This is a genomic window from Microbulbifer bruguierae (genome assembly GCF_029869925.1).
Classification (GTDB): Bacteria; Pseudomonadota; Gammaproteobacteria; order Pseudomonadales; family Cellvibrionaceae; genus Microbulbifer; species Microbulbifer bruguierae.
On sequence record NZ_CP118605.1, the window covers coordinates 2,254,861 to 2,269,788 of the forward strand.

At 59.2% G+C, this 14,928-nt stretch carries 12 protein-coding genes; 2 read left to right on the top strand and 10 right to left on the bottom strand.

Features of this window, described 5'->3' with window-relative positions:
- Nucleotides 1–96 precede the first annotated feature (96 nt).
- Nucleotides 97–1,110 carry a porphobilinogen synthase gene (gene hemB, locus PVT68_RS09400; RefSeq protein WP_280317452.1) on the top strand — a complete coding sequence of 338 codons (1,014 nt, stop codon included), beginning with the start codon at nucleotides 97–99 and terminating at the stop codon, nucleotides 1,108–1,110.
- A 53-nt stretch (nucleotides 1,111–1,163) separates the two neighbouring features.
- Here hemB and PVT68_RS09405 read toward each other — a convergent pair whose 3' ends face one another.
- From PVT68_RS09405 to mrcB, 6 genes are all read right to left on the bottom strand, one after another.
- On the bottom strand, nucleotides 1,164–1,844 hold the full coding sequence (locus PVT68_RS09405; RefSeq protein ID WP_280317454.1) for a Fe2+-dependent dioxygenase: 681 nt from the start codon (nucleotides 1,842–1,844) through the stop codon (nucleotides 1,164–1,166).
- Nucleotides 1,845–1,876: 32 nt separating this feature from the next.
- Nucleotides 1,877–4,201 carry a TonB-dependent receptor gene (locus PVT68_RS09410; RefSeq protein ID WP_280317456.1) on the bottom strand — a complete coding sequence of 775 codons (2,325 nt, stop codon included), beginning with the start codon at nucleotides 4,199–4,201 and terminating at the stop codon, nucleotides 1,877–1,879.
- A gap of 202 nt (nucleotides 4,202–4,403) precedes the next feature.
- Nucleotides 4,404–5,018, bottom strand: a complete 615-nt coding sequence (locus tag PVT68_RS09415) for a rhomboid family intramembrane serine protease (RefSeq protein WP_280317457.1) — start codon at nucleotides 5,016–5,018, stop codon at nucleotides 4,404–4,406.
- Nucleotides 5,019–5,191: 173 nt separating this feature from the next.
- Complete coding sequence (locus PVT68_RS09420; RefSeq protein ID WP_280317459.1) at nucleotides 5,192–5,533, bottom strand: helix-turn-helix domain-containing protein; 342 nt, start codon at nucleotides 5,531–5,533, stop codon at nucleotides 5,192–5,194.
- A gap of 154 nt (nucleotides 5,534–5,687) precedes the next feature.
- A complete protein-coding gene (locus PVT68_RS09425; protein WP_280317461.1) occupies nucleotides 5,688–6,704 on the bottom strand; it encodes a winged helix-turn-helix domain-containing protein in 1,017 nt (338 codons plus the stop codon).
- An 80-nt stretch (nucleotides 6,705–6,784) separates the two neighbouring features.
- The gene (mrcB, locus tag PVT68_RS09430; protein WP_280317463.1) at nucleotides 6,785–9,523 is read right to left on the bottom strand and encodes a penicillin-binding protein 1B; all 2,739 of its coding nucleotides are present in this window, start codon (nucleotides 9,521–9,523) and stop codon (nucleotides 6,785–6,787) included.
- Nucleotides 9,524–9,745: 222 nt separating this feature from the next.
- Between mrcB and PVT68_RS09435 the strand changes: the two genes are divergently transcribed.
- A complete protein-coding gene (locus PVT68_RS09435; protein WP_280317465.1) occupies nucleotides 9,746–10,750 on the top strand; it encodes an adenosine kinase in 1,005 nt (334 codons plus the stop codon).
- Between the two features lie 200 nt (nucleotides 10,751–10,950).
- Here the strand turns inward: PVT68_RS09435 and PVT68_RS09440 are convergent, their stop codons facing one another.
- The 4 genes from PVT68_RS09440 to PVT68_RS09455 form a co-directional block, all read right to left on the bottom strand.
- Nucleotides 10,951–12,735 (bottom strand): EAL domain-containing protein, encoded by a 1,785-nt coding sequence (locus PVT68_RS09440; RefSeq protein ID WP_407666086.1) that lies wholly within the window; start codon nucleotides 12,733–12,735, stop codon nucleotides 10,951–10,953.
- 219 nt (nucleotides 12,736–12,954) lie between these two features.
- The gene (locus PVT68_RS09445; protein WP_280317469.1) at nucleotides 12,955–13,533 is read right to left on the bottom strand and encodes a YajG family lipoprotein; all 579 of its coding nucleotides are present in this window, start codon (nucleotides 13,531–13,533) and stop codon (nucleotides 12,955–12,957) included.
- A 98-nt stretch (nucleotides 13,534–13,631) separates the two neighbouring features.
- Nucleotides 13,632–14,174, bottom strand: coding sequence for a copper chaperone PCu(A)C (locus tag PVT68_RS09450; RefSeq protein ID WP_280317471.1), 543 nt, complete (start codon nucleotides 14,172–14,174; stop codon nucleotides 13,632–13,634).
- 24 nt (nucleotides 14,175–14,198) lie between these two features.
- Nucleotides 14,199–14,918 (bottom strand): N-acetylglucosaminyltransferase, encoded by a 720-nt coding sequence (locus PVT68_RS09455; protein ID WP_280317473.1) that lies wholly within the window; start codon nucleotides 14,916–14,918, stop codon nucleotides 14,199–14,201.
- Nucleotides 14,919–14,928: the final 10 nt, after the last annotated feature.

A 14,928-nucleotide genomic window follows, 5' to 3' on the forward strand; every position in this document is an offset into this window, starting at 1 on the left:
AACTCCGGGGCGCGGTGTTTGGTATCATGGCGGCCTGCCAAGCCGCGACCGATGAACACCCGGTCGCGTCCATCCATTCTCCGGAGTGCCCACAGTATGAGTTTCAGCCCCAATCGCGGCCCCTACCCCCACTCCCGCCCGCGCCGCCTGCGCGCCAGCGAGTTCTCCCGCCGCCTGGTGCGGGAAAACCACCTGACCACCGACGACCTGATCCTGCCGCTGTTCGTGATTGAAGGCCGCGGTGAGACCCAGCAGGTCGTATCCATGCCCGGTGTGGAGAGATTGACCGTAGATCTGCTCACCGCCAAGGCAAAGGAGCTGGTCAAGCTCGGCATCCCTGCGGTCGCTCTGTTTCCGGTCGTGGATGCCGCACACAAGTCTGACGACGCCCGCGCTGCCTTCGCGGTAGACGGCCTCGCCCAGCGCGCGGTGCGCGCGTTGAAAGACGCCGCACCGGAACTCGGTGTGATTACCGACGTGGCTCTGGATCCGTTTACCAGCCACGGCCAGGACGGACTGATGAACGATCAGGGTTACATCGTCAATGACGACACCGTGGAAGTACTGGTACAGCAGGCGCTGTCCCACGCCCAGGCGGGCGCGGATGTGGTGGCTCCTTCAGACATGATGGACGGACGAATCGGTGCAATCCGCACGGCACTGGAGCGCGAGGGTCATGTGAACACCCAGATCATGTCTTACGCTGCCAAGTATGCGTCCAGTTACTACGGCCCGTTTCGCGACGCGGTGGGGTCCGCCGGCAACCTGAAAGGTGCGAATAAATTCAGTTACCAGATGGACCCGGCCAATTCCGACGAGGCGCTGCACGAGTGCGCGCTGGATCTGGCGGAAGGTGCAGACATGATCATGGTGAAGCCGGGCATGCCCTATCTGGATGTGGTGCGGCGAGTGAAGGAGGAGTTGAAGGTGCCCACCTTTGCCTATCAGGTGAGCGGTGAGTACGCCATGCACTGTGCGGCATTCGACAACGGCTGGCTCAACCGGGAAGCGGTGATTCTGGAATCCTTGCTGGCGTTCAAGCGCGCGGGCGCGGACGGCGTGCTGACCTATTTCGCCGAAGAGGCCGCACGCTTACTGCAACGCCAATAAGCGCAGACCGCCAATCGGATCAGGCCAACCCCGATCAGGGCAATCCGATCAGATCAGATCATCGCGCACTGGCGAATCAGGTTGTGATAGATGTGGTGGAGTCGATCCAGTTCGGCTCGGTCCACCTGCCCCTGTCCAAGCAGGGCCTGGATACTCTGGTCCAGTTCAAACAGGGTCTGGCGCATGCCGTCATCGGCAACCATGCTCTGCATCCAGGTAATCGCCGCGATACGCTGGCCTGCAGTCACCGCGGTGACCTTGTGCAAACTGCTGGATGGATAGAGCACCGCGGAACCGGCCGGCAGTTTTACCCGCTGCTCGCCGAACTCCGTGGCGACCACCAGTTCCCCACCCGCATATTCCTGCGGCTCACTGAGAAACAGCGTCATGGACATGTCGCTGCGCAACACGTCGCTGGAGCCGGGGATACGCATGATGGCCCCATCCACGTGCCACCCGTATTCCTCGGTTTCACCGTAGCGGTTGAACACCGGCGGAAAAATCCGGTGCGGCAACACACGGGAAATCAGCTTGGGCGCCTCGCCCATGCGCCCCAGCAACTGGTTGGCCAGACGCTGCACCGCAGGGTTGGCGGGGTCGGCCTGATGGTTGTTTTTGACCGCTGCCGCCATCCCCATGGCGGTGTCTTTTCCGTCCGCCCACGGCAGCGACAGTAACACCTCACGGAAATGTGCCACTTCCTGTGGCGCGAGCATATTTTCTATAACAACCATCGGCCCACCTTTGTTAAACCTTCCGGCGCGGATCAGAACTCGTAAGTGACGGTAGCGCGGAAGCTGCGGCCGTCGCCCAGGTACATAAAGGAACCGGAACGGTACGCGGCAGTCCAGTACTCTTCATCAAACAGGTTGCCAATATTGGCGCGCAGTGTCAGCTTTTCCGTGGCGTTGTAGTTCGCAAACAGACCGACCACCTGATAGCTCGGTACCACGATGCTGTACTGCCCGGTTTCCTGACTGTACCCCGCCGCGGTATCCGGCTGGCCGCCGTACATCTGGCTCTGGTAGCTGTAGTCACCGCCGAAGGCAAAGCGCTCACTGGGCTGATAACGCAGCTGCAGGTAGTAGCTTTCGTCAGCAAAGTTGGACAGCGCCAGGCCAATATTGTCCTGGTTGAAAGAGTCCAGCACCTTGGAATCCATCAGCGATGCGGACGCCTGCACGCTCAACTTGTCGGTGATATTGCCGGAGAGACCAAACTCGATACCCTTCACACGATTTCTGCCGGTGTTCAGGGTCCCCAGGGTGGAGTAGCTGTCGCCGACACTTTCCATCACGTCACTTTTGGCCATACGGAACAGCGCCGCGGTGGCCATCAGCTTCTCGTCGAACAATTCCCATTTGGTGCCCAGCTCGAAGTTTTCCACCAGCTCGGGGTCTGCCTGTACCGCCTGGTCCGGGGTGCCACAGATACCGCCGTAACCGCAGTTGGCACCAAGGTCGGACTCGCCGCCGTTGATATTGGTGGCAGTGCTATAGGTAGCGTAGACATTACCGTGTTCCGCCACGTCATACACCAGGCCCAGGTGACCGTTGTACATAGAATCGGAATAGGCATACAGCTGTTCGCCGTCGCGGCCGGTGGTAGCGTTGCGGTAGTCGAAACTGTCCTGACGCAAGCCGAAGAACACATCCAAATCGTCGGTCAGAGCGAGGGTATCCATCACATAGACGGAGACGGTTTCGATGCTGTACAGCGCATCCGCATTACCGCGGGTAAAGCTGCGGTTCATCAAACCGCCTACATTGCTCACCAGATTACCGCTGGCATCCACCACGCAGTAGGCCGCGGAAACCCCGCCGCGCCCATTGGTGAGGCAGTTGCCTTCGTTGCCGTAGTCGATGTCGTAAACGCCGTTGTCCACAGATTCGTCGGTGTATTCGAGGCCAAACACCAGTTTATGCGCGCGGCCCAGCAGTTCGGTATCCCAGAACAGGTTGAACTGGGTGGTGGTGTAATCCACTTCCTGCCAGCCCTGATGCGTACTCAGGGTCATGGTGGCGGCGCCCGGCGCTTCCGGATCTTCGTCCGCACGGTTGGTGCCGCGCAGGCCAGTGGTGATATAGCCGTTTTCGGTCTGGCCCGCGCGGGTGGCGTTGTACAGGCGCACGCTATCGGACAAGCGGTACTCGGTGCGCAGAGTGAAAGTGGTCACCTCGGAATCCAGGAAATCATTGTCCTGGGCATACACCAGAATATCGTTTACCGGCTTGCGCGCGTCGCGATCAAAGTAACTGCCCAGGTCCGGCTTGTCGTGGGCGTCGAGATAATAAACGTCGGCGATAACCGAGAGGTCTTCGGATGCCTGATACAGGCCGGACAGCTGCACGCCGTCACGCTCCTGTTCAATACCGTCGCGGCCGGGCTTGTCCTGCGCCGAAGACAGGCCATTGATACGCAGAGCCAGCACTTCGCTCAGGGACAGGTTGTAGTCAACGGTGAAGCGGTTGTGATCGTCGGTGCCACCGGCAAGGTCCACTCGACCAAAGTTGTATTCGGTAGAGGCCTTCTTGGTGATGCTGTTGACCGCGCCACCGGAAGAGCCGCGGCCGGCAAAGGTGGAACTCGGGCCCTTGGTGATTTCCACGCGCTCGGTGGCAAAGCTTTCGCGGGTGGTCATACCCGGGTCACGCAGACCATCGACAAACACGTCACTGCGGGCTTCGTGGCCGCGGATGATATAGCGATCGCCAAACGCGTTGCCGTTTTCACCGGTGCCGAGGGTGACCCCGGACTGTGCGGCGAGAATATCTTCCAGGTCGGTTTTGCCGGACTCCTGAATCTGGTCCAGGGTCAATACGCTGATGGTCTGCGGGGTATCCACCAGATCCGCCACCCGGCGCGGATCGCCGGAGCGGTCGAAACGATACACAGAATTGCGCACGCCGTGGATCTCGATGTGCTCAATGGCGGGTTTTGCTTCCTTGGTGACACAGGACTTGTCGCCCTTGTCTTCACAAGTGGACTCCTGTCCCAGTGCGATGGAAGTGTGGGTGCCAAAGGCAAGTGCGGCGGCAATAGTCTGAGCGCCCATGGACAGGGGCAAGGACTTGATACGTGATCCTGACATTATCTCTATCTCCCTAAGTGACCGAATCTTCGGCGCGGAGTATAGGTCAGGATTTAGCAAAAATGAATATAATTGATAATTATTTTCAATAGCAGTTATCGCGAAAGACCGGCGATGCCGATCACGCGTGAAAAAGTCATAAGTTCCCTCGAATGGTTCTTATTGTTTGCTTAGGGATTTGGTTCGGTTATGCGACAGAACTTCACAATAAGCGCGCCCACGCGGCCGGATCGGTAAACAGTACAAACACCAGTCCGGTGACTGCACCCCAGAAATGCGCATCGTGATTGATCCGGCTGTTTTTATTGCGACTGGCGTAAACACTGTATGCAAGGTAAAGCACGCCAAACAGCCAGGCCGGTACAGGAATCGGCAGGAAAAGCAGGTAGAGCTCAGACTGTGGGTAGTAAACAATATAGGCGAAAACCACCGCGGAAATAGCACCGGATGCGCCGACGCTGGCGTAGTTTGGGTTGTCGCGTTGTTTGAACAGCGTAGGGATATGGCTCGCTACCAGCGCCACCGCGTAGAGCAAAATGAACAGCGTGCTGCCGATGCGATGCGCCAGCTCGCGCCCAAACAGCCACAGGCACCACATGTTTACTGCCAGATGCAGCAGATTGGCATGTACAAACCCGGACAGATAGATCGAATCGCGATTCTGTCCTCTCCATACCCGATAGGGTCGGAAGGCGCACTCTTCCAGCAGGCGTGGCGAAAAGTACAGGGCAATCAGACTCACCAGAGTCGTCACCACCAGCAGAATGCCGGTCGGCGTGAAGAACGAGAAAAAGGAAGTTGCACTGGAACCAGTCAACGGCGACGCCCCACAGGCAAATGAATTGGCAAACCGATTTCGATACTACACCAATACCGCACCACCAATACCGCACCACCAGTACCACACACACCGTCTGTACTGCACCGGTATTGCCACCGTACTTGCCGCGGAGTTTTGTCAGGGCACATTACGCAGGATGAACACGCCGTTCAAATAATGCCCAGGCCAACACATTTCGCGATCATTTGCCCGGAATTGCTGCAGCCAATCTTACGCAGAATATTTTTACGGTGATTTTTTACCGTGTGAATGGAAATACTGAGCCGCGTAGCGATTTCTGCGCTGGTTGCACCAATGGCAATCTGTGCGACGATTTGACGCTCCCGGCGACTGAACAGATCAGTCTCAGCCTTGCGTGTGCTCGCCGAGGACACCGCCAGGACTATTTGCCCAGCGCTCCCCGCTTCACGTAGTATGTCCGCAGATGATCCTTCCTGCCCCTGCTCCGGCGCAGATTCCGCAAACAAAGCCCCCAATCCAGCCCCCAGCATACTTCCCCCTTTTTTCGCTTTTTCGTTGCATCCCCTGTTGGCCGCCGACAGAAGAGCCGAGGGCCATTGACTGGCGCAAAAATTAGCGAGAAAGGGTCATTGCTGTCTTTGAAAGCTTGTGAATCTTTTTGAAAGGCGCGCGCACAGCGAGAGTTTACGGGGCCTGCAGGTCTGGCCTGGGAGGCGACGTCAACTCAAATAATGGCAACACCAAGGCGTACAACTCCTCTGGAGTGACGGCCACTCCGTCACCACCACGCTGTTGGACCAGTGCCCGCTGGGACGCCGAGGGCATGATGGTGTAAAGAAAAAACGGGGTCTGGTCTCCCTTGCTGCGCATCCGCTCCATCAGCTTGAAGCCTGCCAGCGGTTCCCTGCCACGCCCCATATCCGAAATCACCGCGTCGTAGCGGTACATGGATAGCAGGGTCAGTGCATCTTCGGTGCTGGTTACCAGATAGACGGCGACGCGCTGAGTCTCAAAAAAACGGCGCTCGTCGAGGTTGTTGTCGGGGTGGTCATCTACCCATAACACGCGCCCGACAACATCCGACGCCTCCCCAATCACCAGCGGCTCCCCGGCATCGGGAATTTGCCGCGCAGTAATCAGGTACACGCTCAAGGCCGTAAGCAACACCATAAGCCCCATACCCGCCAGCAGTGGCCAGTGGGCTCGCGCAGGCGTATCCGCTGCCGGGGATGAAATACCGGCAGTCGTGGACGAGGCCTGTTGAGTCGCAACAGGAGTGGTAGCGGGAATGACAGGAGTGCTGGAGCGGCTTTCCGACGAATTATACGCAGCGCCTGGCTCCACTTCGCCCCGCCCTGACTCGGGCAAATCGGCGGGTGGCAGCGACCGCAGCTGTTCCGCCAACTCGGGAGACAGCCGATAACCGCGTCCGTGCAAGGTCTGGATCAGCGCACCGGCATAACCCTGCTCGCGAAACAGTTTGCGGGTATCCGATACCAGGCGCCCCAGGGACCATTGCGATACCACCGTGTTGGGCCACAACTGCTCCAGCAACTGCTGCCGTTCCAGGTACTCGGGATAGTTGCCAATCAAGAGCGCCAGCAACTGCAGTTGCCGGGCGTCGACCTCAATGCCATTGCCGTCGGCGGTGAGGCGCAGCTGTGCGGTATCCAGAACGAATTTATCAAAGCGGTACTGCATCGTGCTGAACTGCTAAATGAGAATACTTTTCGTCAGGACATTATGACCGAACAGGCGCCAAGATTGCCAGACCAATCCACTTACGGCCACTGGTCTTCTTGTTCCGGCTCTTCCGGGGGCCAGGGCTCGGCCTCCTCCACCGGAGCACCGCGGCGGCGCTGATTCTGACGCATTTCTTCTTGCCGTAATTCTTCTTCCCGCCGCAGGCGCTGTTCGAGAATCCGCTGCTCCTCGCGGGCGCGGCGCTCTTCCTCAAGGTAGCGCTGCTCCTGCTCATCGCCCGCCTCCCGCAATCTCCGCAGACGCTCCTCTTCCGTTTGCGGTACCGGCTGCAGGTTGCGATTCTCTTGCGGCTGCTCGGGTACTGGCTGTTGCTGCTCCCACTGCAACTGCTCGCGCAGCTCCTGCTCACGGCGACGCTGCAGGCGCTGCTCCTCTTCCTTGCGCTGCTGCTCTGGATCAATACCCCAACCCGGGGTCATATCCTCCCGCGGCGCTACGTCCTTTTTATCGCCATCAAACCACTTGCGGAACCAGCCTCGACTCTCGCAGCGCGGATCCGTTTCCAGATGGCTTTCTACCGAAAATGGGATCTCGCGCCCGCCCTGACAATTGCGCGGATCCATAAACTGGCCCTTTTCGTTGACCGGTTTCCACTCCACCCCACGAGGAGCACGGATGCGCCCGTGGCGATGGGGCAATTTGCGCATGATTTCAGTCCACACACTGAGGGCACCGGTGGCACCGGTAAGACTGGTGCGCTCGTTGTCGTCACGCCCCAGCCATACCACCGCTGTCACTCCCGGGCTGAAGCCGGCAAACCAGCTGTCGCGATAGTCGTTGGTGGTGCCAGTCTTGCCGGCGAAGGGCACACTGTTGGGCAGACGCCGGTAGGCACTCTTACCGGTACCCTCGCGCATCACCTGTTCAAGGCCGTAGCGCAACAGGTACGCCGGCACCTCATCCACCCCGCGGTTGGATTTGGGGCGGAAGCGCTGCACCTGTTTGCCGTCGGCGTCGGACACCGCCAGCAGGGTGCGCGGTTCCACATGCTCACCGCCGTTCGCCATCGTCTGATACATGCCGGCCACCTCAAAAGGCGTCATCTCCGCGGTACCCAGGAACAACGATGGCACCCGTGGCAGGCTGGACTGAACCCCAAGTCTGCGAATGGTCTGCCGCACACTTTCAATACCCAGCTCCAGTCCCAGGCGCGCAGTAGCCTGGTTGTATGACTGGGAAAGCGCCACGTAAAGCGGCACCAGGCCGTGACTGCGGTTGCCGAAATTGGACGGCATCCACACCTGGCCGTCCTCGGTTACTTCCCGCAGAGGCGCGTCATCGATGAGCGTGGCGAGATTGTATTCGTGGGCCCGCTCCAGCGCGGTCAGGTACACCGCCGGTTTGATCAGCGAACCTATTTGACGGCGGGCTTCCAATGCACGGTTGAAACCCGGGTAATGGGGGCGGCGATCTCCCACCATGGCCAGTACATTGCCACTGTGGTTTTCCAGAATCACCGTCGCCCCCTGCAGGGAGTCCGCCTGAATTCCACGGTCTTTTTCCAGCTTGGCGGCGCCATCGCTCACGGCGTCCTCCGCCAGCTGCTGCACTGAAGGCGACAGGGTGGTGTACACCCGCAGGCCCGCGGTACGCAGTTCCTCCACGGAATAATAGGGGCGCAATTCCGCCAGCAGGCGCTCGGTAAATGCCGGGTAGGGATTCTGCGCCGCGCCGCCAGCAGAGGCCACTTCAAGGGGCTTTTTGCGCAGGCGCTGGTGCTGCTCACTGGTGATCAAACCCTGTTCGAGCATCACATCCAGCACAGTGTTGCGACGCTCGAGGGCCCGCTCCGGATTGCGCCATGGATTGTAGAAGGAAGCGCCCTTGGCGAGACCCACCAGCAGTGCGATCTGGTGCGGTTCCAATTGGCTCAATGGTTTCTGGAAATAGAATTCCGATGCCAGCCCGAAGCCGTAAATGGCGCGACTGCCCTGCTGCCCCAGCCACACCTCGTTGATATATTCCTGCAGGATATAGGCCTTGTCGTAGTGGACCTCCATCAGGATGGCCATCAGCGCTTCGTTGAATTTGCGCCACAGGCTGGGCTTGTGGTCGAAGAAGATATTCTTCACCAACTGCTGGGTAATGGTAGACCCCCCCTGCACCACGCCGCGCGCTCTGAAGTTAGCCACCATGGCGCGCGCGATGCCACGGGGCGACACCCCGAAGTGATGCACAAAATCCTGATCCTCCACCGCGATCAGCGTAGCACCGAGCAGCGGAGGAATTTCCTCGACCCGCACCGGGGTGCGGTCGTCACCACCACCCAGCAGGGTGCCGATGGGCGCGGCGTCAAGACGAAATTCTTTCAACCCTTCGCCGGTTTCGCTGCGCAGGCTGGTCAGTTCGTCGTTGCGCAGGCGAAAACGCACCTTGGCGGCTTCTTCACGCTTGTCCGGGTGTACAAAGGCCCGCCGCCACACCAGGTATTCCATGCCTTCCCGCTGCCACTGGCCCGGTTCGTCGATCTCTTTCACCTCTTTGTAATTGAGCGCGGAGAACTCCGCCTCCAGCTCGTCCGGCCGCATCACCATGCCTTCTTTCAGAATCAGCGGACGCGCGAAAACCCGCGCAGGCAACTGGTACTGACGACTGTCGAGCCGCTCTCGCAGCTGTACATCCAGCCAAACCATATATCCCGCGAGCGCCAGAATCCCCACCAGCGCCAGCAGGCACAGGCGTTTGATCCAGCGGCGCAGCCGCCCGGCGCTGTGTTTTTGGGGTTTCGCTTTGGTACGGCGCTTGTTTGATGCCATAGGAATACAGATAAACTCTTCGCGTTGTATAAGGGCCAGCGGTCACAGCTAGAGCTGTTATAGCCGGCATTTATAAAGTCGGTGCGGCACAAGTCAAATCCGGCGAGTGATCTTCCGACCAGTGCCCAATACTTGCACTCAGCCCGACCGCCGCCATAATGCGTTCAGCGCCCGCAGTGCGGGACCTGCGCTAACGGCAATCTCAACTGCGACGGAATACTTATGCACCATTACGACCTCTACGGCATCGGCGCCGCCCTGCTCGATACGGAAATTGAAGTGACCGACAGCGACCTGCAGTCCCTGGGCGTCGACAAAGGGGTCATGACCCTTGTGGATGATGAACGCCAGCAGCAGTTGGTGGGAGACCTTAAAGACCACCTGGTCACGGCCAGCCACGCCTGCGGCGGATCCGGTGCCAACACCATTATCGCTGCCAGCTATTTTGGCCTGAACAGCTTCTACTCCTGCAAGGTCGCCGCAGATGACAACGGCGACTTCTACCGCAACAACCTCGCGGCCGCCGGTGTGGATTATCCACAAGTACTGCACAGCGCCGACCCTGGCACCACCGGCAAATGCCTGGTACTGATTACCCCGGATGCCGAGCGCAGCATGAATACCTATCTCGGCATCAGCGCCGAACTATCCACCACAGAACTGGACCATCAGGCACTGAACCAGTCTCGCTGGACCTATATCGAAGGCTATCTGGTTTCCTCCCCCACCGGTCGAGCTGCCGCCATCGCCCTGCGCGAACAGGCAGAGATCAACGGCGTAAAAACCGCCCTGAGCCTCTCCGACCCCATGATGGTGCAACTGTTCCACGACGGCCTGAAAGAAATGATCGGCAACAGCGTCGACCTGCTGTTCTGCAACCGCGACGAGGCCTTGAAATTCTGCGGCACCGATTCCCTGCAACAGGCCGCCAAAGACCTGCGCAACCACTGCCGCGCCTTCGCCATCACCCTCGGTGCCGACGGTGCGCTGCTGTGGGACGGCGACAATGAATACCGGGTCGCCACTCCCAAAGTAAAGGCCATCGACACCAACGGCGCCGGCGACATGTTCGCGGGCGCTTTCCTCTATGGCATCAATCGGGGGATGAGTTTCGCGGAAGCTGGCGAACTGGCCTGCCGCGCCGCAGCTCAGGTAGTGAGCCAGTATGGACCCAGGTTGCGCCCGGAGCAGCACAAGGAACTGCTGGCGCAGACGGCGAATGCGTAATTAAGGAAAATATAGATTAAAAACCAGCAAGCTTACGGAGCCGAAGACTCTGATGCGAAGGCAGAGCACTGGGTATCTCTTTTCGAAAGCGTCGGCAACAGGGATGTATTCACAGCGGTTTCGAAAAGCGATACCCAGTGATCTGTCGCCGACCGTCCAGCTTAAGATCCACCAAGTACCCCGAGCTGTCGGCCAAGCTATTAGTTCACCGATGATGGCGAGGGTCTGGGCCCGCTGATCTCCGGCAGACAGGACGCCGCCGCGATACCAAACCCCTGGGCGAAATCCACCCCCATAATCCGCAACTTTTCCAACAGCTCCGGCGTCTCGGCAAATTCCGCGATCGTACAGATACCCATGCGCTTGGCCAGGTGATCGATGGTACTGACCATGGCACTGTCGATTTCATCATCGAGCATATTGCGCACAAAGGAACCGTCGATTTTCAAATAATCCACCGGCAACTGACGCAGGTAAGCCAGCGAAGAGGCCCCGCGACCAAAATCATCCAGTGCGAAGCTGCAACCGGCTGCGCGCAGCTTGTGGATAAAAACCAGTGCCCGATCCAGATTATTGATCGCACTGGTCTCGGTGATTTCAAACTGTACCCGCGAGGGCGCTACACCCGCCTCGGTCAATTCACGCAACACAAAATCCGCAAACTGTTCATCGCCGAGACTGATACCGGAAATATTGATCGCGTAGTGAAAGCCGCCGGAACCACTGCTCTGTTCCAGCGCCATGTAGCGGAAGATATTGTGGATCACCCAGCGATCCACCTCATCGATCATGCCGTAACGCTCCGCGGCCGGCAGAAACAGGCCCGGGGAAATCACATCGCCATCGCGGCCCAGCATCCTCACCAGCACCTCGTAATGGTGCACCCGGTTTTTGTCCCGCAACGCCACCACCGGCTGGCGGTATAACAGCAGACGGTCTTCGCGAATAGCCGCATGAATTTCCGTCAGCCAGGTACTCTCACGGCGTTTTTCCAGCGCCTTGCGGGAATCCCCGAAAAACTTCACCCGGTTGCGCCCCTGGTCCCTCGCCGCGCCGCAGGCATCGTTGGCTGAAGCCAGCAACTGGCTCGCCGGTGGTGCGCGGCGGTCGACACTCACCGCACCGATGGACAGCGCCGGCCGTGTTTCACTGTCTTCCCAGCGAAACACAAACCCGTTCACCGCTTCCCGCAGCCGGGTGACTATCCGCTTCGCCTCCTCCAGCGTGCAGTCTTTCAACAGCAACGCAAACTCATCACTGCCGACACGCCCCAGCAGGTCCCCCTGACCCAGGCAGCAGCTCAGGATTTTTGCCAGCGCAACCAGTAACGCATCACCGGCACTGTAACCCAGAGTATCGTTAACGATTTTGAACTGATAAACATCGAGGTACAGCAATATATGGTGCTGAAGAGGATCAGCCTCACTGTTGAGCAGCTGCTGCAGCGCCAGCTCGAAGGTCTGGCGATTGGGGAGACGGGTCAGCACGTCGTGGCTGCTTTGCCAGCTAAGGCGTGAGGAAATTCTGCGCGCCTCCGAGGTGTGGCGCAGTATCAGGACAAACCCATCCAGATTGATCCCGTCCCGCAAACAGTTGATCTGGACACTCACTTCCAGTAACACGCCGTCTTCGCGACGGATGTTCGCGCGCATTTCACGCCGCTCGGGAATTTCCTGATTGGCGGATGCTGACACAGACAAATCCAGTTCCAGCGGCGCGCCGGCATCGTCATAGAGTGGCAGACTCTCCCGCAACATCTGTCCCGGCAACAGCCCGACAACGTTGCCGCACAACTCGCTCATCAGCGGATTGCTGTAACAAATACGACCACTACAGTCCGTCACCACGACACCGTCCGCCACCTCGCCCAGAGCCAGCTCCGCGGCAGCCAGACTCAGGCGCCCGTCGGATAATACATCCGGGGCAGCGTCTTGGAGCTGGCCATAATAGGCGACTTGTTTGGGCGTAAACTCGGTCAATGGCATCCCGTCGTGTTATGAATCCGTAAGCCAGCTGAATGCCGGGCGAAAATCATACCGGCATATCTGCCGGCGCCAAAACCTTCCGCTAACCCCGGCCGGTATTTGTGAAGTGATTCACAGGCGCGCAAATCGCGTTCAGGTAGGCCGGCAGGGGCTCGCCGCCCGGTATTACCCGGCCACTATGACAAAGGCTCACGCAGAATTACAAATACTGACGCGAAGTTACAGATGCTGGCGCAGAAAAGACTTCAGTTTTTCATCTTCAAATGCCCGCTGCAGAGTGGCACTCAGCAACCGGTTCACGGTCGCCTCCACTTCTTCCCGACTGGGTTTGATCAGGTTGCGATCCTTACCGCTTGTACTGTAGTTGCCGTAAAAAACAGCACCTTTCACACTCACCTGCAGCTGGATCGAGGCACCAGAGTCAACTTTAGTGGTATACAGCGTGTTGGGACTGTCGTAACTGAGGGCGGTGAGATTGGCCACCACCTGTACGTCCGCGGGTCCGCCCACACTGCGGAAAGACCAGGACTCAAACCCCTGACTCAGAGCCTGCGCCATGGAATCTTCGATATTGTTTGCCAGGGTGACATTGGATGAATCCGCATAAATTCCTCCAAGCGAACCCAGACCACCACCGGCCAGTTGATTGACCCCGCGGGTTGTCACGGTATAACCAGCGCCAATATTGTCCGGCGCCACCTGTACCTGCGGCTGGACCACCACCTGTACAGGACTATGGGCACAGGCAGCCAACAGAGCAGCACAGCCCGCCAACAAAAATACCTTCAGTTTTTTCATGATCCCCCTCCAATTATCTTTGCAATCAATTCGGTGCCCGCAGGGGCAAAATCAGAGAACACACAGACGGCGATTCGTTCACTCCGTCACCTGTCATATCACTCGCCATGATGGTGTGAGTGGTGCTGGTGGTCACTGTGCTCCGCAGCCGGTTTACGAGTGTCAGCTCTCTCCTGCATACCGCGAATCGGCAAAACCAGCTCATGCATGGAGCCGTCCGCGAACACCAGCCGCAACGGCAAGGACTCCCCCGCCTTCAGCGCCACACCGCGAACCATCAGATGGGTCGCTCCGGGGCGCATTTCAACCGTGCCGTTGCCGGGCAGGGTAATATTCTCGAGCGGTCGCATGCGGCTCACGCCTTCCACCTCTGCGGTGGTGTGCATGGCAACACTGGCCTGGGGATGCGCTGGCAACTCCACCTGCGCCAACACCCTCGCGCTGCCGGACAAGTCCCGCAGAGAGACATAGGCCGCGCCCATCACGGCGCCCGGTGGCATTTCACGGGCGTAGCCAGTGACTTCAAGTTGCTGCGCGAGCGCGCTCGAATAGGCTTTATCTGTGGTTACCGCCGCTACCGGCAAGGCCAGCAGAGCGAGCCCCAGCAGACAGCGCTGTATCGCTACCAGATTGATTTTCATTATTCACTCCGGTCATCGGCAGGTTTATTGTGTTTTTTGCAACAACAGGCGCGGCGGGCTACCCAGTTTTATATCTCCCCGCACCCGATAGCCGGGAACGGCCTGACGCAGCTGACTGTATACCCAACGACCCTCGGTATCAGTACGGGCGACAATCACCACTCGCAGCTCATGCTCGCGGATGCGCTCGGCAACCGCCGCCAGCATCACAACCATGGAATCCGACTGGGCAGAAAGCTCTGCCGGCGGTAATAACACCGCCTGTGCGGCGGCGCCCTCCAGAGTCACGTCCTGTTGCGCCCGGCGCTGCTCCTTCTGCAACTGCGTGCGCACCTCCTGCGCGAGAGGGTTGCCTGGGGCAATCTCTTCCGCCGTATTCAACAGACTGTTGACCCGTCCGAACGACCGCTGGCGCAGCGCGTCCCGCGCCTGCGCCACCAGCTGCATAACCACCGTCTGAATCCCAGCCTGGGCCCGGGTATTGCCGGGATCCAGCTGGCGCACCTGGAGGTAAAAATCATAGGCACTGGCGCCAGCGGGCATGGTCAGGAAGCCCTCGCGCTGGGCATCTTCCGCACGCTGCAGAAAGTGCTGCACCGCCCGCTGACGGATTTCTTCCTTAGTAGGCCCAGGCGGCGCAACCGCTACAGGCGCAGGCTGAGGTGGGGGCTCCGGCGGTGTTGAGCCGCAACCGGCCAACGCTGCCGCAGCCAAAATCATCAGGGCCAGTCTGTTGCGGGCCATCCACATCCCC

Coding starts and splice junctions, on each gene's coding strand:
- mrcB (WP_280317463.1), bottom strand. CDS start 9,523: ATGGCATCAAACAAGCGCCGTACCAAAGCGAAACCCCAAAAACACAGC.
- PVT68_RS09445 (WP_280317469.1), bottom strand. CDS start 13,533: ATGAAAAAACTGAAGGTATTTTTGTTGGCGGGCTGTGCTGCTCTGTTG.
- PVT68_RS09420 (WP_280317459.1), bottom strand. CDS start 5,533: ATGCTGGGGGCTGGATTGGGGGCTTTGTTTGCGGAATCTGCGCCGGAG.
- PVT68_RS09425 (WP_280317461.1), bottom strand. CDS start 6,704: ATGCAGTACCGCTTTGATAAATTCGTTCTGGATACCGCACAGCTGCGC.
- hemB (WP_280317452.1), top strand. CDS start 97: ATGAGTTTCAGCCCCAATCGCGGCCCCTACCCCCACTCCCGCCCGCGC.
- PVT68_RS09435 (WP_280317465.1), top strand. CDS start 9,746: ATGCACCATTACGACCTCTACGGCATCGGCGCCGCCCTGCTCGATACG.
- PVT68_RS09405 (WP_280317454.1), bottom strand. CDS start 1,844: ATGGTTGTTATAGAAAATATGCTCGCGCCACAGGAAGTGGCACATTTC.
- PVT68_RS09455 (WP_280317473.1), bottom strand. CDS start 14,918: ATGGCCCGCAACAGACTGGCCCTGATGATTTTGGCTGCGGCAGCGTTG.
- PVT68_RS09410 (WP_280317456.1), bottom strand. CDS start 4,201: ATGTCAGGATCACGTATCAAGTCCTTGCCCCTGTCCATGGGCGCTCAG.
- PVT68_RS09450 (WP_280317471.1), bottom strand. CDS start 14,174: ATGAAAATCAATCTGGTAGCGATACAGCGCTGTCTGCTGGGGCTCGCT.
- PVT68_RS09440 (WP_407666086.1), bottom strand. CDS start 12,735: ATGCCATTGACCGAGTTTACGCCCAAACAAGTCGCCTATTATGGCCAG.